The 17,983-nt window shown below is 60.2% G+C and carries 13 protein-coding genes and 1 pseudogene; 10 read left to right on the forward strand and 4 right to left on the reverse strand.

The window, feature by feature from the left end; translation table 11 throughout:
- Nucleotide 1 precedes the first annotated feature (1 nt).
- From accC to ACIP66_RS11205, 10 genes and pseudogenes are all read left to right on the forward strand, one after another.
- A pseudogene (gene accC / locus ACIP66_RS11160) lies at nucleotides 2-1,300 on the forward strand (acetyl-CoA carboxylase biotin carboxylase subunit).
- A 159-nt stretch (nucleotides 1,301-1,459) separates the two neighbouring features.
- Nucleotides 1,460-3,025, forward strand: coding sequence for a Fic family protein (locus tag ACIP66_RS11165; RefSeq protein ID WP_400647965.1), 1,566 nt, complete (start codon nucleotides 1,460-1,462; stop codon nucleotides 3,023-3,025).
- Nucleotides 3,026-3,150: 125 nt separating this feature from the next.
- The gene (gene prmA / locus ACIP66_RS11170) at nucleotides 3,151-4,029 is read left to right on the forward strand and encodes a 50S ribosomal protein L11 methyltransferase (RefSeq protein ID WP_053116905.1); all 879 of its coding nucleotides are present in this window, start codon (nucleotides 3,151-3,153) and stop codon (nucleotides 4,027-4,029) included.
- Between the two features lie 30 nt (nucleotides 4,030-4,059).
- Nucleotides 4,060-5,346: a DUF3426 domain-containing protein gene (locus ACIP66_RS11175; RefSeq protein ID WP_400647969.1), complete on the forward strand. Its 1,287-nt coding sequence runs from the start codon at nucleotides 4,060-4,062 to the stop codon at nucleotides 5,344-5,346.
- Between the two features lie 185 nt (nucleotides 5,347-5,531).
- Nucleotides 5,532-6,542, forward strand: coding sequence for a tRNA dihydrouridine synthase DusB (gene dusB, locus ACIP66_RS11180; RefSeq protein WP_400647973.1), 1,011 nt, complete (start codon nucleotides 5,532-5,534; stop codon nucleotides 6,540-6,542).
- A complete protein-coding gene (fis, locus tag ACIP66_RS11185) occupies nucleotides 6,539-6,859 on the forward strand; it encodes a DNA-binding transcriptional regulator Fis (protein WP_003221275.1) in 321 nt (106 codons plus the stop codon). Before dusB ends, fis begins: the two co-directional genes overlap by 4 nt.
- Nucleotides 6,860-6,942: 83 nt before the next feature.
- Nucleotides 6,943-8,550, forward strand: a complete 1,608-nt coding sequence (purH, locus tag ACIP66_RS11190) for a bifunctional phosphoribosylaminoimidazolecarboxamide formyltransferase/IMP cyclohydrolase (protein WP_053116902.1) — start codon at nucleotides 6,943-6,945, stop codon at nucleotides 8,548-8,550.
- Nucleotides 8,551-8,719: 169 nt separating this feature from the next.
- A complete protein-coding gene (gene purD, locus ACIP66_RS11195) occupies nucleotides 8,720-10,015 on the forward strand; it encodes a phosphoribosylamine--glycine ligase (RefSeq protein WP_400647977.1) in 1,296 nt (431 codons plus the stop codon).
- 99 nt (nucleotides 10,016-10,114) lie between these two features.
- Nucleotides 10,115-12,892 (forward strand): hybrid sensor histidine kinase/response regulator, encoded by a 2,778-nt coding sequence (locus tag ACIP66_RS11200; RefSeq protein WP_212549808.1) that lies wholly within the window; start codon nucleotides 10,115-10,117, stop codon nucleotides 12,890-12,892.
- A gap of 47 nt (nucleotides 12,893-12,939) precedes the next feature.
- The gene (locus ACIP66_RS11205) at nucleotides 12,940-13,536 is read left to right on the forward strand and encodes a MarC family protein (protein WP_400647980.1); all 597 of its coding nucleotides are present in this window, start codon (nucleotides 12,940-12,942) and stop codon (nucleotides 13,534-13,536) included.
- A 59-nt stretch (nucleotides 13,537-13,595) separates the two neighbouring features.
- Here ACIP66_RS11205 and cobJ read toward each other — a convergent pair whose 3' ends face one another.
- From cobJ to cobG, 4 genes are read right to left on the reverse strand one after another with little or no spacing between them, the layout of a single operon-like run.
- Entirely contained in the window at nucleotides 13,596-15,296 is a 1,701-nt protein-coding gene (gene cobJ / locus ACIP66_RS11210; RefSeq protein WP_400647983.1) for a precorrin-3B C(17)-methyltransferase, read from the reverse strand.
- Nucleotides 15,296-16,030, reverse strand: coding sequence for a precorrin-2 C(20)-methyltransferase (locus tag ACIP66_RS11215; protein ID WP_370872600.1), 735 nt, complete (start codon nucleotides 16,028-16,030; stop codon nucleotides 15,296-15,298). Before ACIP66_RS11215 ends, cobJ begins: the two co-directional genes overlap by 1 nt.
- A complete protein-coding gene (locus ACIP66_RS11220; protein ID WP_400647987.1) occupies nucleotides 16,027-16,653 on the reverse strand; it encodes a precorrin-8X methylmutase in 627 nt (208 codons plus the stop codon). Before ACIP66_RS11220 ends, ACIP66_RS11215 begins: the two co-directional genes overlap by 4 nt.
- Nucleotides 16,646-17,944 carry a precorrin-3B synthase gene (gene cobG / locus ACIP66_RS11225; RefSeq protein ID WP_400647990.1) on the reverse strand — a complete coding sequence of 433 codons (1,299 nt, stop codon included), beginning with the start codon at nucleotides 17,942-17,944 and terminating at the stop codon, nucleotides 16,646-16,648. The genes ACIP66_RS11220 and cobG overlap by 8 nt, the downstream gene beginning before the upstream one ends.
- Nucleotides 17,945-17,983 lie beyond the last annotated feature (39 nt).

Below are 17,983 nucleotides of genomic sequence, written 5' to 3' on the forward strand. Positions count from 1 at the left end.
TGTGCGTGCCTGCAATGATTTGGTCATCTAGACCGTCGCCGTTTACTCCAAGGCCGACAAAGAGCTGATGCACCTGGGTCTGGCAGACGAATCCGTCTGCATCGGCCCGGCGTCTGCCGCTCAGTCCTACCTGCACATCCCGGCCATCATCGCTGCCGCTGAAGTGACTGGCGCTACCGCCATTCACCCAGGCTACGGTTTCCTCGCGGAAAACGCCGATTTTGCCGAGCAAGTCGAGAACTCCGGCTTCGCTTTCATTGGCCCGAAAGCCGAAACCATTCGCCTGATGGGCGACAAGGTATCGGCCAAGCACGCGATGATCGAAGCGGGCGTTCCTACCGTTCCAGGTTCCGACGGCCCACTGCCGGAAGACGAAGAAACGGCGCTGCGCATTGGTCGTGAAGTCGGCTATCCGGTGATCATCAAAGCCGCTGGCGGCGGTGGTGGTCGCGGCATGCGCGTTGTGCACAAGGAAGAAGACCTGATCGCCTTCGCCAAACTGACCCGCACCGAAGCTGGCGCGGCGTTCGGCAACCCGATGGTGTATCTGGAAAAATTCCTGACCAACCCGCGCCACGTCGAAGTTCAGGTGCTGTCCGACGGCCAGGGTCATGCGATCCACCTGGGCGACCGCGATTGCTCGCTGCAACGTCGTCACCAGAAAGTTCTCGAAGAAGCGCCGGCACCGGGCATCGACGAGAAGGCTCGCGAAGAAGTACTGGCTCGCTGCGTCAAGGCGTGCATCGACATCGGCTACCGCGGCGCGGGTACTTTCGAGTTCCTGTACGAGAACGGTCGTTTCTACTTCATCGAAATGAACACCCGTGTTCAGGTGGAGCACCCGGTTTCGGAAATGGTCACCGGCATCGACATCGTCAAGGAGATGCTCAGCATCGCCGCTGGCAACAAGCTGTCGTTCACTCAGGATGATGTGGTAATCCGCGGTCACTCGCTGGAATGCCGGATCAACGCTGAAGACCCGAAAACCTTCATGCCGAGCCCGGGTACGGTCAAGCATTTCCACGCTCCAGGCGGCAACGGCGTTCGCGTCGATTCGCACCTGTACAGTGGCTATGCCGTTCCACCGAACTACGACTCGCTGATCGGCAAGCTGATCACTTACGGCGCGACCCGCGACGAAGCCATGGCGCGCATGCGCAATGCCCTGGACGAAATCGTGGTTGACGGGATCAAGACCAACATCCCGCTGCACCGTGATCTGGTTCGTGACGAAGGCTTCTGCAAGGGCGGTGTGAACATTCACTACCTCGAGCACAAGCTGGCTGGCGAGAAGCACTAAGCTTCAGCCCGCACCAGACAAAGCCGCCTTCGGGCGGCTTTGTTGTTTCTGCAGGTTTCATACTGTCATTTTGAAACATTACTGGCGGGCAGTAGCCTGTGCAGGCTGCCTATAATCGCGGACTTGCCAGCACCGTGCTGACGAAAACAGAGTCAGCCCATGCCTCAAAAACTCCCTATCAATCTCAACGATTTATTGCGTCAGCGCACGGTCGAAAGTGAGCGCATCGAGTACAAAAAAGGCTGGAACCCTGACCCGATCATTCGCACGCTCTGCGCATTCGCCAATGATTTCGAAAACCTGGGTGGTGGTTATATCGTCATTGGTCAGGAGTGTGATGAGCACGGCGTACCGCTATTTCCTCCACAAGGCATTGCCGATCAAGATATCGACAAGATTCAACTCGAACTGTTAGCTGCATGCCAATCTATTCGACCCGCCTACTTCCCGGTATTGAGTGTGGAAGAAGTCGAGTCCCGCAAGCTCATCGTACTGTGGGCCCCAGGCGGACAAAACCGCCCTTACAAAGCCCCCGCCGCAGTAACCGCCAAACATCGAAGCCTGCACTATTACATCCGTCGCTACAGCAGCACCGTCGAAGCAAAAGGTGAAATCGAACACGAACTCTTGAGCCTTGCCGCCAAAGTCCCGTTTGATGATCGCTTCAACCTTGGCGCTCGCGTCACTGATCTTTCCAAACCGTTGATGCATGGCTTTCTGCAGGAAATTGGCAGCGCCCTCGCCGAGGACGCAGATGATTTATCCACTGAAGCACTCGGCCGGCAAATGAACATTGTGGGCGGCCCAACGGAATCACCGTGGCCAAAAAACGTAGGACTGATGTTTTTCAATGACTCGCCCCATCACTTTTTTCCCGGCACACAAATCGATGTCCTATGGTTCCCGGAAGGAAGCGACGGTGATCGCTTTGATGAAAAGGTCTTCAAAGGCCCACTCGCCTCAATCACTCGCGAAGCCTTGGCCTATATTCAGCGCAACTTTCTGCATGAAACGGTCATCAAGCATGCAGACCGAGCAGAGGCCACTCGCGTATGGAATTTCCCGTTCACGGCGATTGAGGAAGCACTGGTCAATGCGGTTTACCACCGTTCATATGAGGAACGAGAGCCTATTGAGGTGCGCATCAGCCAGACAGAGCTTGTGATTCTGAGCTTTCCGGGGCCAGACCGTTCGATACGAATGGAAGACCTGCGGCTGGGGCGAGCGGTAAGTCGTCGTTATCGTAACCGGCGAATCGGCGAGTTTCTCAAAGAGCTGGATTTGACCGAGGGCCGGTCGACGGGAATACCCAAAATACTTAAGGTCATGACCAATAACGGCTCACCTCCTCCACTCTTTGAAACCGATGACGAGCGCATTTCCTATGTTGTTCGACTGCCTGCCCACCCGCAGACAATCAAAGCAAAAAGCGCGGCTGGACACTCCACCATGGAAGTCACCATGGAAGTCACCATGGAAGTCGCTGCATTACTCAAAGTGGTTTCCGGTGAAATGAGCAGACGAGAACTGCAAGACGCCATGCATTTGAAAAATGCCGACCACTTCCGCAAGGCATACATTCTGCCGGCCCTCGCTGCTGATGCCTTGGAGATGACGCTTCCCGAACAGCCAAACAGCCGACTACAACGCTATCGGCTGACGACCAAAGGCCAGCAATGGCTCAACGTCAATGAACAATCCAGAAACGACATAAATCCCCTGTAGGAGCTGCCGAAGGCTGCGATCTTTTGATCTTCAACCATGTTCGTGTTCTGCCGCGCGCTCGCGTAAACTTGCGCGCTTCTCGCCGGCCGCTAGGCTGCAATCAATATTTTTCAAAGGTGCCCGCCATGCCTTGGCTGCAAGTACGTCTCGCCATCAGCCCGGAACAAGCCGAAACCTACGAAGACGCTTTCCTTGAAGTGGGCGCTGTGTCGGTGACCTTCATGGACGCTGAAGATCAGCCGATCTTCGAACCGGAACTCAATACCACCCCGCTGTGGGCGCACACGCATCTGCTGGCGCTGTTCGAAGGCGGCACCGAACCGGCACCGGTTCTGGCCCATCTCGAACTGCTGACCGGCAGCCCGCTGCCCGAGCATCACAGCGAAGTCATCGAAGATCAGGATTGGGAACGCAGCTGGATGGACGGTTTTGAGCCGATGCGTTTCGGTCAGCGCCTGTGGATTGTGCCGAGCTGGCACGCCGCGCCGGAGCCTGACGCGGTCAACCTGCTGCTCGATCCGGGTTTGGCCTTCGGCACTGGCACGCACCCGACCACCGCACTGTGCCTGGAATGGCTCGACGGTCAGGATCTGAAAGACTGCAACGTGCTCGATTTTGGCTGCGGCTCGGGGATTCTGGCCATTGCCGCGCTGCTGCTCGGCGCGAAAGAAGCGGTCGGCACCGACATCGATGTGCAGGCGCTGGAAGCATCGCGCGACAACGCTGGGCGCAACAACATCGCTGATGAACTGTTCCCGCTGTACCTGCCGGAAGATCTGCCGCAGGTGCAAGCTGATGTGCTGGTCGCCAATATTCTCGCCGGCCCGCTGGTTTCGCTGGCGCCGCAACTGTCCAGCCTGGTGAAATCCGGTGGCCGTCTGGCGTTGTCGGGCATTCTTGCCGAGCAAGGTGATGAAGTCGCCGCCGCTTACGCGCAGGATTTCGACCTCGACCCGATCGCCAATCGCGATGGCTGGGTGCGCATCACCGGCCGTCGGCGCTAATATGACCGCCTGCACAATCCGGATCGCCGCATGACCGACAGCTTCGTCACCCAGTGCCCGCATTGCCAAACCAGTTTCCGTGTCAGCCATGCTCAATTGAGCGTGGCCCGCGGGGTGGTTCGCTGCGGCTCCTGCCTGCAAGTGTTCAACGCGGCCAAACAGCTGCTGGAACAACACGCCGGCAAGGACGCGGTGACGCCGGTCGCGCCATCGATTGTCGAGCCTGCGCCGATTGTCGAGGCCGCGCCCGTTATCGAGCCGCCGCCCATCATCGAGCCGCCCGCACCGCGCGCCATCAGCCAAAAACAATGGAGCGCGTCCGAGCTTGATCTCGACAGCCTCGATCTGGACGAAGAACTCGCCCGCCTCGAACAACGGGAAATCCAGCCGACCACCGAATTCGGTCGTCAACGCGAAGATTCCCTGAGCGCCCGCCGCGACAGCCCTGAGCCGGATGAAACGGTCTGGCGCGATACTCTGTTCAGCGAACGCGCTGATGAGCACGCTGCCGAACACGAAGAGCACGAAGAACACGAGCCAGAAGTTGTCGACATCGAGCCGGTGAAATCCGCGCGCACCGAGCCTTCGTTGTCGCTGGAACCGGTGGATCTCGACGATGAGCCGGCCATCCCGCAATTGCGCCTGCACGACCCGATCGATCCGAACGCCCGTCGCGAACGTTTTTCCGCCAGCGACGACAGCGAAGACGACGACCTGCCAACGATCACCCCGTTGCGCAAAAAGCGTGACCGCGCAGACCCCGGCGTGCGCGCCGAAGTCCTGCAGGATCTGACCGACGACCCGCTGCAACTCGACTGGCAGAAGCGCCGCTCGCCGTGGGGCCGGCGGATGCTTTGGCTGTTGTTGGTGCTGCTGGCGGCGGGCGGTCTCGGCGCGCAGTACGTTGCTTACCATTTCGACGAACTGGCGCGGCAGGATCAATACCGACCATGGTTCCAGGAGATCTGCCCGCAGATCGGCTGCAGCGTGCCGTCGAAAGTCGACATTGCCCGCATTAAAAGCAGCAATCTGGTGGTGCGCAGCCATCCGGAGTTCAGCGGTGCCTTGGTGGTCGACGCGATCATCTATAACCGCGCGACGTTCTCGCAGCCGTTTCCGCTGCTGGAACTGCGTTTCGCCGACCTCAACGGTCACTTGATTGCCAGTCGTCGGTTCAAACCCGGCGAATACCTGAGCGGTGATCTCGAAGGATTGGCGGAAATGCCACCACAGACGCCGATCCACATTGCGCTGGATATTCTCGATCCAGGCCCGAAAGCGGTGAATTACAGCCTGAGTTTTCACTCGCCCGAGTGAATCGCTTCACCGTTTCTCGATTGACGGCAGTTTTCTGACTGAGCAGCGGGCAACCAAACCGCTGGCAATAACAGAATAACTGTTCAGATTTTGTTCAATTCAGCCTTTATCCAGTCATCGAGAGCGGGTATCATGCCAACCCTTTTTCGAACTCTCATGATCCGGCCCCACTTCAGGGAAGTCCTATGTCGGCGGTACGCATCGGCCCATACATATTGCAGAACGGCTTGATTCTCGCCCCGATGGCGGGCGTCACCGATCAGCCCTTTCGTCAGCTGTGCAAGCGTTTAGGCGCAGGGCTTGTAGTCTCGGAAATGGTCACCAGCGACATGAGCTTGTGGAACACCCGCAAGTCGCGCATGCGCATGATCCACGAAGGCGATCCCGAGCCACGCTCGGTACAGATTGCCGGTGGCGACGCGCAGATGCTGGCGGATGCAGCCCGGGCCAACGTAGAGCTGGGCGCACAGATTATTGATATCAATATGGGTTGCCCGGCAAAGAAGGTCTGCAACAAGGCCGCCGGTTCCGCGCTGTTGAAAGATGAAGCACTGGTGACCGAGATCCTGCAGGCCGTTGTGGCTGCGGTTGATGTGCCGGTCACCCTGAAGATCCGCACCGGTTGGGATCGCGACAACAAGAACGGTCTGACCGTGGCGAAGATCGCCGAGCAGGCCGGGATCACCGCGCTGGCAGTGCATGGCCGCACTCGCGCCGATCTGTACAAAGGTGAAGCCGAATACGACACGATTGCCGCGATCAAGCAGGCCGTGTCGATTCCGGTGTTTGCCAATGGCGACATTGATTCGCCGGAGAAGGCCCGTTACGTGCTCGACGCGACCGGAGCCGATGGCCTGTTGGTAGGCCGCGCCGCTCAAGGGCGGCCATGGATTTTTCGCGAGATCGATCATTACCTGCGCACGGGCGAGAAATTGCCGGCGCCGCAGTTGGTCGAAGTGGAACACATACTGCTAGAGCATCTGGCCGCACTTCACGCTTTCTATGGGGATGTGATGGGCGTGCGCATTGCGCGCAAGCATGTGGGCTGGTATCTCGCAACCTTGCCGGGCGCCAAGGAGTTTCGCGCCCACTTCAATCGTTTGGATGGTACGGAAACACAATGCGCCAATGTTCGGGAGTTCTTCGCCGAGCATTACAAGAGCCTGACAGGGGACGAAGAAGGGGTGGCCGCATGACGATGATGACCGAGACTTTAGTGAGTGGAACAGCACCCGTGAGCGACAACGTGAATTTGAAACAGCACCTCAATACCCCGAGCGAAGAAGGTCAGACCCTTCGCGGGAGTGTCGAGAAGGCGCTGCACAATTATTTCGCCCACCTTGAGGGCGCGTCCGTCACGGATGTGTACAACCTGGTGCTCTCCGAAGTCGAGGCGCCCCTGCTCGAAAGCGTGATGAATTACGTCAAGGGCAACCAGACCAAGGCCAGCGAGCTGCTCGGTCTCAACCGAGGCACGCTGCGCAAGAAACTCAAGCAGTACGATCTGCTGTAAGCATTCAATCAAACCAGAAAGGCGCCCGCGTAAAAAACGGTCGCCTTTTTTGCTGACTTCCTTTGCTTTTGATGGAAATTGAGATGACCGACCAGACTACCCGCCTGCCGATCCGCCGCGCCTTGATCAGCGTTTCCGACAAGACCGGGATCCTCGAATTCGCCAAGGAGCTTGAAGCTCTGGGCGTCGAGATCCTCTCCACCGGCGGAACGTTCAAGCTGCTGCGCGACAACGGTGTTGCCGCAGTGGAAGTCGCGGATTACACCGGTTTCGCCGAGATGATGGACGGTCGGGTGAAAACCCTGCACCCGAAAATCCACGGCGGCATCCTCGGTCGTCGCGGTATCGATGACGCGATCATGAACGAGCACGGCATCAAGCCGATCGATCTGGTTGCCGTTAACCTCTACCCGTTCGAAGCCACCATCAACAAGCCAGGTTGCGACCTGCCGACCGCGATCGAAAACATCGACATCGGCGGCCCGACCATGGTGCGTTCGGCAGCGAAAAACCACAAAGACGTCGCGATAGTGGTGAATGCCAGCGATTACGCCAGCGTGCTGGAAGGCCTCAAGGCCGGTGGCCTGACCTACGCTCAGCGCTTCGACCTGATGCTCAAGGCATTCGAACACACCGCTGCCTACGACGGCATGATCGCCAACTACATGGGCACCGTGAATCAGGCCGCTGAAACCCTGAGCACTGAAGGTCGCAGCGAATTCCCGCGCACCTTCAACAGCCAGTTCATCAAGGCGCAGGAAATGCGCTACGGCGAGAACCCGCACCAGAGCGCGGCGTTCTACGTTGAAGCCAAACCGGCTGAAGTCGGCATCGCCACCGCGACCCAACTGCAAGGCAAAGAACTCTCGTACAACAACGTGGCCGACACCGACGCCGCGCTGGAATGCGTGAAGAGCTTCGTCAAGCCAGCCTGCGTCATCGTCAAGCACGCCAACCCGTGCGGTGTTGCGGTGAGCCCGGACGCTGAAGGCGGCATTCGTCAGGCCTACGAACTGGCCTACGCCACCGACACCGAGTCGGCGTTCGGCGGCATCATCGCCTTCAACCGTGAACTGGATGCCGAGACCGCCAAGGCGATCGTCGAGCGTCAGTTCGTTGAAGTGATCATCGCCCCAAGCGTCAGCGAAGAAGCCCGCGCCATTGTTGCGGCTAAAGCTAACGTGCGCCTGCTGGCCTGCGGCGAGTGGTCGGCTGACCGCGCTGCAGCGTGGGACTACAAGCGCGTCAACGGCGGCCTGCTGGTACAGAGCCGCGACATCGGCATGATCAGCGCCGATGACCTGAAAGTCGTGACCAAACGTGCGCCGACCGAGCAGGAAATCCATGACCTGATCTTCGCCTGGAAAGTTGCCAAGTACGTTAAGTCCAACGCCATCGTCTACGCCAAGAACCGTCAGACCATCGGTGTCGGCGCTGGCCAGATGAGCCGCGTAAACTCGGCGCGTATCGCTGCGATCAAAGCTGAGCACGCTGGTCTGCAAGTCGCCGGTTCGGTGATGGCCTCGGACGCGTTCTTCCCGTTCCGCGACGGTCTGGATAACGCGGCCAAGGTCGGTATCACTGCGGTGATCCAGCCAGGTGGCTCGATGCGTGACGCTGAAGTGATTGCCGCCGCTGACGAAGCCGGCATCGCCATGGTATTCACCGGCATGCGCCACTTCCGTCACTGATTTTTCGCTCCCTCTGCATGCAGGAGCCATGTAGGAGCTGCCGCAGGCTGCGATCTTTTGATCTTGTCTTTTAAAAGAGCAAGATCAAAAGATCGCAGCCTTCGGCAGCTCCTACAGGGTTTGAATGCTGAGGTCTGGTAGCGCCCCACAGATTTTTGAGGTTTTTGAAATGAATGTTTTGATCATTGGCAGCGGTGGCCGTGAACACGCTCTGGCCTGGAAAGTGGCTCAGGATCCGCGCGTGCAGAAGGTTTTTGTTGCACCGGGCAACGCTGGCACCGCCATTGAAGCCAAGTGCGAAAACGTCGCCATCGACGTGCTGGCCCTTGAGCAACTGGCCGACTTCGCCGAGAAAAACGTTTCCCTGACCATCGTCGGCCCGGAAGTGCCGCTGGTGGCTGGCGTCGTTGACCTGTTCCGCGCCCGTGGTCTGGACTGCTTCGGCCCGACTGCCGGCGCTGCACAGCTGGAAGGCTCGAAAGCCTTCACCAAGGATTTCCTCGCCCGTCACAAGATCCCGACCGCCGATTACCAGAACTTCACCGAGATCGAGCCGGCCCTGGCTTATCTGCGTGAAAAAGGCGCACCGATCGTGATCAAGGCCGATGGCCTGGCCGCCGGTAAAGGCGTGATCGTCGCCATGACCCTGGCCGAAGCCGAAGACGCCGTGCGCGATATGCTCGCTGGCAACGCTTTCGGTGACGCCGGTTCGCGCGTGGTGATCGAAGAGTTCCTCGACGGCGAAGAAGCGTCGTTCATCGTCATGGTCGACGGCAAAAACGTGCTGCCGATGGCCACCAGCCAGGATCACAAACGTGTGGGCGACGGCGACAGCGGCCCGAACACGGGCGGCATGGGTGCTTACTCCCCTGCCCCGGTGGTCACTGCCGACGTGCACAAGCGCGTGATGGATCTGGTGATCTGGCCGACCGTGCGCGGCATGGCTGAGGAAGGCAACGTCTACACCGGTTTCCTTTATGCCGGTCTGATGATCGACAAGGCCGGTAACCCGAAAGTCATCGAGTTCAACTGCCGCTTCGGCGACCCGGAAACCCAACCGGTGATGCTGCGTCTGCAATCGAGCCTGGTGCTGTTGGTCGAAGCCGCTCTGGCGCAAGCGCTGGACAAGGTTGAAGCACAGTGGGATCCACGCCCGAGCGTCGGCATCGTACTGGCCGCTGGCGGCTACCCGGGCGACTACGCCAAGGGCGCGGCGATCAACGGTCTCGACGCAGCGGCGAAGCTGGAAGGCAAAGTCTTCCACGCCGGTACTGCGTTGAAGGATGGCCAGGTTGTCACCGCCGGTGGTCGCGTACTCTGCGCCACCGCAATGGGCGCAAGCGTCGGTGAAGCGCAGCAGCAAGCGTACAAGCTGGCAGCAGCCATCGACTGGGAAGGCAGCTTCTACCGCAAGGACATTGGCTACCGCGCCATTGCCCGTGAACGTGGCGAAATTCAGGAATAAGCTGTTCATCAAGTCCGGCGAGGGATACCGTTCCTCGCCGGGCTGTTCCGCCGCGGCGCATCGTTATATTCTGGCATCAACCTACGAAGGGATTTCGCCGTGCGCTGGCTCAGGATTGCCATAAGCTTCACCGTCACGATGCTGACCTTGCTCTGCATGCTTCCGGCCCAGGCCGCACAAGGCAGTGGCTGGTCGGTATTGCTCGACGATCAGGGCAATCTGCAACTGAGCGACATCCGCTCCGCTCGCTATACCAATCAATTCAGCCCCATCGACCTTGAGCGCCTCACCGCGTCCGAGCCCGATGGTGCACTGTGGCTGCGCTTCAGACTGGCGCCGGGCAAGCACGAACAAGTGCTGCGCATCTTTGCCCCCGACCTGTCGCAGCTCAATCTGTACGTGCTCGACGGCGACCAGTTGATCGAGCAACGCAACACCGGCACCGAGCAACCGCAGGCCGAACGACCGTTGCCCAGCAGCGACTTCATGCTCGCCCTGCCGCAAAGCGACAAACCCCTCGACGTTTATTTACGGATGGTCTCCGACCATCAATTGCGTCCGCACATCACCCTGCAATCGGCCGTGATGAGCGCGGCCAATCAAAACCATTCGCTGATTTTCGGTTTGCTGTTCGGCTGCCTCGCCATGCTCCTGCTGCATAACGTGGTGCGTTACAGCTATTCGCGTTCACGCAGCAGCTTGTGGCTGGCAGTTTGCGAAGGCCTGCTGGGCTTGAGCCTGTTGCTCTTGCTCAATCTGCTCGGGCCCTGGCTGCCGAACTGGCACGCGATCCAGACGCCGGGCGCTTATCTGGCGCTGCTGCTGACCGCCCCCGCCGGTTTGATGTTTGCTTATCGCTTCTTCGGCCCGCTCGGCCCGCACCCGCTGAACAAGCTGCTGATGGCCGACATCCTGTTCATTGTCATCTGCAGCCTGCTGCTGTTGTTCGTCAATACACTGCCGCTGAACATCATCACCTACGCATTGGTGGCACTCGCCGGTCTGAGCATGTTGTTCGTCGGCGTCTATCACTGGCAAAAAGGTTATCGCCCGGCGCGTCTGTTCGTGGCGGCCATGGTGGTGTTCAACATCGGCACGCTGATTATTTTGCCGGCGCTGCTGGGGCTGACACTGGTGTCGCCGCAAGGCTTGATCATGACGCTGATGGCGTTCATCTGCGTCAGCGGTCTGTTGATGAGCATCGCCCTCGGCGAACGTCAGCGCAGCATCACCGAGAGCCGTTTCAGCGTCAGCCGCGACCTCGCCGCGAGCAACGCCGAGATCAACGCCAAAGCCGAATTCCTCGCCAAGATCAGCCACGAAATCCGCACGCCGATGAACGGTGTGCTGGGCATGACTGAACTGCTGCTCGGCACGCCGCTGTCGGTCAAGCAACGTGACTACGTGCAGACCATCCACAGCGCCGGCAACGAACTGCTGACGCTGATCAACGAGATTCTCGACATCTCCAAACTCGAGTCGGGGCAAATCGAACTGGACGATGTGCAGTTCGATCTCAATGCGTTGATCGACGATTGCCTGAGCATCTACCGCGCCAAGGCCGAACAGCAGAACGTCGAACTGATCAGTTTCATTCAGCCGCAAGTCCCGCGCGTCATCAGCGGCGATCCGACCCGCTTGCGCCAGACCTTGCTCAGCCTGCTGGAAAACGCCCTGAAGAAAACCGAAGAAGGCGAAGTGCTGATCGTCGTTGCCCTCGACGAGCGCAGCAGCAAACCGCGTCTGCGCATCGCCGTGCAGGACAGCGGCGCGCCGATGGAGCAGGAAGAACGCGATGCGCTGATGCACGCCGAACTGCACAGCAAACACTTCCTCTCGGCGAATCGTCTGGGCGGCAATCTCGGGCTGGTCATCGCGCGACAACTGATTCGTTTGATGCAGGGTGAATTCGGCATCAAGAGCGGCGCCACGCAGGGCAGCACGTTGTGGCTGACTTTGCCGCTGGATCCGGATCGTCTCGAACACCCGACCTCCGATCTCGACAGCCCATTGCAAGGCGCGCGCGTATTGGTGGTCGACGACAACGACACCTGCCGCAAAGTGCTGGTGCAGCAATGCAGCGCCTGGGGCTTGAATGTCAGCGCCGTGCCGTCGGGCAAGGAAGCGCTGGCCCTGCTGCGCACCAAAGCGCACCTGCGCGATTATTTCGATGTGGTGTTGCTCGATCAGAACATGCCCGGCATGACCGGCATGCAGCTCGCGGCGAAGATCAAGGAAGACCCGAGCCTCAATCACGACATTCTGCTGATCATGCTCACCGGCATCAGCAACGCGCCGAGCAAGATCATCGCGCGCAACTCGGGGATCAAACGCATTCTGGCCAAACCGGTGGCCGGCTACACCCTCAAGACCACGCTGGCGGACGAACTAAACCAGCGCAACAAAGGTCAGGTGGTGTTCCAGCCGCAAGTGGTCACCGCCGCCACGGCAGCGAAAGTGCCGAGCGATTTCCGCATCCTCGTCGCCGAAGACAACACGATTTCGACCAAAGTGATTCGCGGCATGCTCGGCAAGCTCAACCTGCAACCGGACACTGCCAGCAACGGCGAAGAAGCCCTGCAAGCGATGAAAGCGCAGCGGTACGATCTGGTGTTGATGGACTGCGAAATGCCGATTCTCGATGGCTTCTCGGCGACGCAACAATTGCGCGCCTGGGAAGTCAGCAACCAGCGCATCCGCACGCCGATCGTCGCGCTGACCGCGCACATTCTTGCCGAACACAAAGAGCGCGCGCGTCAGGCCGGCATGGACGGGCACATGTCCAAACCGGTGGAATTGTCGCAGTTGCGCGAGTTGATCGAGCATTGGGTGGCTGAGCGTGATCAGCAGAATCGCGCGACAACCCAACCGTCGTAACGCCTGTTAGACTCCCCCACGACTACCCTCGCCAGTGAGCCAGCACCATGCTCCACGTGTTGTTCAGCGTTTACCTGAAGATGCTGGTGCTTTACAGCCCGTTCTTCGTGTTGTCGTGCTTCATTACCCTGACCCGTGGCTACTCGCGCAAGGAACAACGGCGCCTGGCCTGGAAAGTCGCCGCCGCCACGCTGATTTCCAGCGTCTTGCTGTACCTGTTCGGGCGAGTGATTTTCGATGTCTTCGGCATTACCGTGGATGCGTTCCGCATCGGCGCCGGCAGCGTGCTTTTTATCTCGGCACTGGGCATGGCGCAGGGTAAATCGGCGGTGCAGGCAGACAATGTCCAACAGGACGTGACCATCGTGCCGCTGACCATTCCGATCACCGTCGGCCCCGGCACCATCGGTGCCTTGCTGGTGATGGGCGTTAGCCAGCCGCACTGGGACGATAAGCTCACGGCGATTCTCAGCATCATTCTGGCCAGCTTCACGGTTGGCGTGGTGCTCTATCTGTCGAACCGCATCGAGCGAATTCTCGGTGATCAGGGCTTGCAGATTGTCAGCCGTTTGATGGGATTGTTCGTCTGCGCGCTGGCGGCGCAAATCATCTTCACCGGGGTGAAGGGTTATCTGGTGCCCTGATCTGAACCCTTGGTAAACGCAGAAATAAAAAGCGGCTCCGAAGAGCCGCTTTTTTTGCATCAGCCTTTTGGCTTCTCGCCATACCAGCGCGGCGTGTAAACCCAATCACCCCCAGTTGCGCGAGGAAAGGTGCAAGTGGTGGACGAACCGATCAGCACCATCGTGCGCATGTCCACCTGATCCGGTGTCAGCGCGCCCAGCGTGGTGGTGCGCAATGTTTGCCCCGGTCGGCCAATGTCCCGCCCCAAAACCACTGGCGTTTCTGGCGTGCGGTGTTGCGCGACGATTTCCAGCGCTCGCCCCAACTGCCATGGCCGCGCCTTGGAAATAGGGTTGTAGAACGCCAGCGCCAGATCCGCTTCCGCCGCCAGATCCAACCGCTTCTCGATAATCGACCATGGTTTGAGGTTGTCCGACAGCGACATCACACAGAAGTCGTGCCCCAGCGGCGCACCGGCCTGTGCGGCGGTGGCCAGCGAAGCGGAAACGCCGGGAAGAATTTCCAGATCGACGCTGTGCCAGGCGGGATCATCCGACTCGTGCAGCGCTTCGAGCACCGCCGCCGCCATGGCGAACACGCCGGGATCGCCCGAAGAAACGACGATCACCGAACGACCTTCAGCTGCCAGCCTGAAAGCATGACGCGCGCGCTGCATTTCTTCGCGGTTGTCGGTGCAATGCTGCACTTGATCGTCGCGGAACGGGCCGGCCATGCGCACATAGGTTTCGTAGCCGAGCACATCGGTACAACGCGCCAGTTCGGCTTTGACGGCGGGAACCATCAGTTCGGCAGCGCCGGGGCCAAGACCGATGACGGCGAGACGACCGCGTGGGCGGCCGACATGAGCAACGTCCAGCGGCTGCTCGGCAATCGCGATGGCAAGGTTGTTTGCGGTCACAATGCTCGCTGAAGGTACGGCATTAAGTGCCAATGCTTCGAGATCAGTTTGCGCCGCGACAAATCGCAACGGCACGCCCAGTTCAAGCGCTGCATCACGCAAGTTCGCCGAAGCCATTTCACTGTCAGCGGCGACCAGACACGCCAGCGACTGCAGCGCAATTTTTGCTTGCTGCAATGCTTTGCGAACGGCGCTCGGTAGATCGGCAACGTCGGCAGTGACCGCCACCGCCACACTGCGCGGATAAATCAGTAATTCGTTGGCGCTGGCTTCACGCTCAGCACTGCTGACATGAATCGAACGCTGCGCCTGCGGATCTTCCTGCAGTTGCGCCTGATCCAGCCACGGCGCCTCGCCTTCAATACGCACGCTGTGCCCGGCTAGCAGGTCGGAGACAAAACGCTTGCCCAGTTCCAGATCGGCGAGCGCATAACCGCTGGGTGGATTGAGCAGGCAGGTACCGAAACGCAATTCGCCACTGGTGGTGATCGCCGCCGTCACTTGCAGTCCGGCAGCGATTTCCCGCGCCATGACATTCACCCCGCCGAGGCCGCCGAGCAGCGGCACCACCGCGCTGCCATCTTCAGCCACTGCGAGCACGGCAGGTTCGGCGCCCTTCTCCAGCAACAGCGGCGCCAGTGTGCGAATAACGATGCCTGCCGCACACAGGGCAATGATCGGCGTGTTGTGCTGATACAGATCGCGCAAGGTCGCGCCGAATTCCTGATAGCTGCAGTCGGCGCCTTCAACGCGCCCGGCGAGGCCGTGGATCTGCGCCGCCGGATAGACCTGCTGAATGCGACGGGCCGTGGCCAGGCTGGCCTGACCAAGAATGACGATCGCGGGTATTGAGTGAGTCATCAGCCCTGCCACCGTTCGCCCGGCACGATGATCAGCGAGAAGTACGGCGAGGACATCGGCTCCACCTGATCCATCGGCACGATTTTCTGATTGGCCATGGTCGCGCGCTCGACATACAGCGCGCGCTCGGCCAGACCGAGTTCTTCCAGCACCTGACGCACTTTCGGGAAGTTGCGCCCAAGCTTCATGATCACGGCGGCGTCAGCATCGGCCAGACGTCGCTTCAATTCTTCATGGGGCAACACGCCGGAGAGCACCGACAGGCTTTGATTGCGATACACCAACGGCGCGCCCAGCACCGAAGCGCCACCGAGCATCGAGCAAACGCCCGGCACCACTTGCGCTTCATAGCGCGTGGCGAGGCGATCGTGCAGGTACATGTAGGAGCCGTAGAAGAACGGATCACCTTCGCAAATCACCGCGACATCGCGACCGGCATCGAGATGCGCGGCGACGGTTTCGGCGGCTTCATCGTAGAAATCGCTGATGACTTGTTCGTAAGAAAGCGGCGCCGGCAATGCTTCGGTAGTCACCGGATACACCAGCGGCAGCAGGTTCTGCGCTTCTTGCAGGTGCGCTTCGATGATGCCGAACGCGTTGCCCTTTTTGCCCTTGGCGACGAAGTACGCGACCACCGGCGATTCGCGCAGCAAGCGCAGCGCCTTGACGGTAATCAGTTCCGGATCACCGGGGCCGACGCCCAGGCCAATCAAACGTCCTTTAGCCTGCATCATTCAATCTCCGTGGCGAGGGCATTGACGGCGGCGGCGGCCATGGCGCTGCCACCGAGGCGGCCTTGCATGATCACGAACGGCACGCCACGGCTGTCGGCGGCCAGTGCCGCTTTCGATTCGGCGGCGCCGACGAAGCCGACCGGGAAGCCCAGAATCAGCGCCGGTTTTGGTGCGCCGGCATCGAGCATTTCCAGCAGATAGAACAGCGCAGTCGGCGCGTTGCCGATCACCACAACACTGCCTTCAAGGTGCGGACGCCACAGTTCCAGCGCAGCGGCGGAACGAGTGTTGCCCAGCTCGCGCGCCAGCTCCGGCACGCTGTCATCGCGCAGGGTGCAGATCACTTCGTTGTTGGCCGGCAGGCGCGCGCGGGTCACGCCTTCGGAGACCATCCGCGCATCACACAGAATCGGCGCACCGGCGGCCAGCGCCTCGCGCCCGGCCTTGCCCGCGCCTTCGGAAAACTGCAGACCGTCGATGGCCTCGACCATGCCGCAGGCGTGAATCACCCGCACCGCGAGTTTTTCCAGATCGGCCGGGACTCGCACGAGGTTGGCTTCGCTGCGAATGATCGCGAAGGAGTTGCGATAGATCTCCTGACCGTCGCGAATGTAATCAAGCATCAAGGGGGCTCCGGGAGCGGGCGTCGAGCAGGGTCGCGGCCGCTTCAATAGTAAGATTGCGTGCGTGCAACGCGCCGAAACCCGGCAGCGTTGCATCGCGAAAATAGAGGTCGTAATGACCGGGGCTGACCGCCAGCAACGTCACCGGCGCATGGTGCGCGGCGGCGCAGGAGCGCGAGCAACCGGACAGGTGCACGCTGAGCGCCGAGGGCAGCAGCGTCGCCAGATGGCGGGCGTCCTGTTTGGTGTCGGCGAGGCCTTTGCCGCAGCCGTTGGAACCGGTGCAGGCAATCAGGCGCGACAGCGGTTCGCTCGGCTCGGTCAGCAGGTTGAGTTGCTTGAGGCCTTGCAGCACCTCGGCGGCGTCAGTGATTTTGACGTCGGGCAGCAACAGGCTTTGCCACGGGGTGAAACGCAGGTGGCCGTTGCCGAACTGGCGAGCCAATTGTGCGACACCGCGCAGCATCGTCGGATCGAGACGACCGAGCGCTGGTACGGCGCCGATGTACACCAAATCCGAGGTATTTTGCGGATGAACGCCGATGTGCAGATTGTCCGCTGCCGGCGTTCGCTTCCAATCGCTGACAGCTTGCAGGGTGACCCGCTGAGCGAGTTTTTCAAGAAACAGCTCAGGCGTCATTTCGCTGAGCAAATGGCGCATCCGCGTTTGCTCAGGGCGCGCCAGTTCAAGGAACAATTCGAGCACCGCGACCACCAGCGCATGGCCGTTGTCCAGTGCCACCGCACCAAGCGCACGATCCGTCGGGCAACCGGCCAGACCGAATGCCAGCAATGTCTCGCCGTCCCTTTTGAAGGCCGACAACCACAGGTCATGCGGGTGTTCGAGCATCGCCAAGGCTTCAGCGCCGTCCAGTTGCACGGCGAACTTGGCGCTCAACTCATGAAAGCGCGGATGGTTTTGCAGGGTATCGAGGATCTGTTCGGCGAGCGGACGAGTGTCGAATTGCATCTGCTGGTCGATCCCGGCAGCCGGGCTGAGCATCAGGTTGCGCACGTCGTCGCCGGCGGCGGATCGCGGGCCGAGGCCGGCAGCCAACAGGTTGTCGATCAATGCAGAGGACTGCGCGCCGATCCCGCGAATCTGCAGATTGGCGCGGTTGGTCGCCTCGATGGCGCCGCTGGCGAACTGTTGTGCCGCATCCGCCACCGCATCTGCCTGATCGGCACTGATCGAGCCACCGTTGAGTTTGATCCGACAGATCCCCCCATCCAATGCCTGAACGATACGCAGCAACCCCGGACAAGCCGAGGGGCGTATGGCAGTGGACATCGGGCGTTCGTTCAAGGGGCGAACCGGTTGCGAGGGAAA

The organism is Pseudomonas sp. NPDC088429 (assembly GCF_044753305.1).
Lineage (GTDB): Bacteria > Pseudomonadota > Gammaproteobacteria > Pseudomonadales > Pseudomonadaceae > Aquipseudomonas > Aquipseudomonas rustica.

Coding starts and splice junctions, on each gene's coding strand:
- ACIP66_RS11165 (WP_400647965.1), top strand. CDS start 1,460: ATGCCTCAAAAACTCCCTATCAATCTCAACGATTTATTGCGTCAGCGC.
- prmA (WP_053116905.1), top strand. CDS start 3,151: ATGCCTTGGCTGCAAGTACGTCTCGCCATCAGCCCGGAACAAGCCGAA.
- ACIP66_RS11175 (WP_400647969.1), top strand. CDS start 4,060: ATGACCGACAGCTTCGTCACCCAGTGCCCGCATTGCCAAACCAGTTTC.
- dusB (WP_400647973.1), top strand. CDS start 5,532: ATGTCGGCGGTACGCATCGGCCCATACATATTGCAGAACGGCTTGATT.
- fis (WP_003221275.1), top strand. CDS start 6,539: ATGACGATGATGACCGAGACTTTAGTGAGTGGAACAGCACCCGTGAGC.
- purH (WP_053116902.1), top strand. CDS start 6,943: ATGACCGACCAGACTACCCGCCTGCCGATCCGCCGCGCCTTGATCAGC.
- purD (WP_400647977.1), top strand. CDS start 8,720: ATGAATGTTTTGATCATTGGCAGCGGTGGCCGTGAACACGCTCTGGCC.
- ACIP66_RS11205 (WP_400647980.1), top strand. CDS start 12,940: ATGCTCCACGTGTTGTTCAGCGTTTACCTGAAGATGCTGGTGCTTTAC.
- cobJ (WP_400647983.1), bottom strand. CDS start 15,296: ATGACTCACTCAATACCCGCGATCGTCATTCTTGGTCAGGCCAGCCTG.
- ACIP66_RS11215 (WP_370872600.1), bottom strand. CDS start 16,030: ATGATGCAGGCTAAAGGACGTTTGATTGGCCTGGGCGTCGGCCCCGGT.
- ACIP66_RS11220 (WP_400647987.1), bottom strand. CDS start 16,653: ATGCTTGATTACATTCGCGACGGTCAGGAGATCTATCGCAACTCCTTC.
- cobG (WP_400647990.1), bottom strand. CDS start 17,944: ATGTCCACTGCCATACGCCCCTCGGCTTGTCCGGGGTTGCTGCGTATC.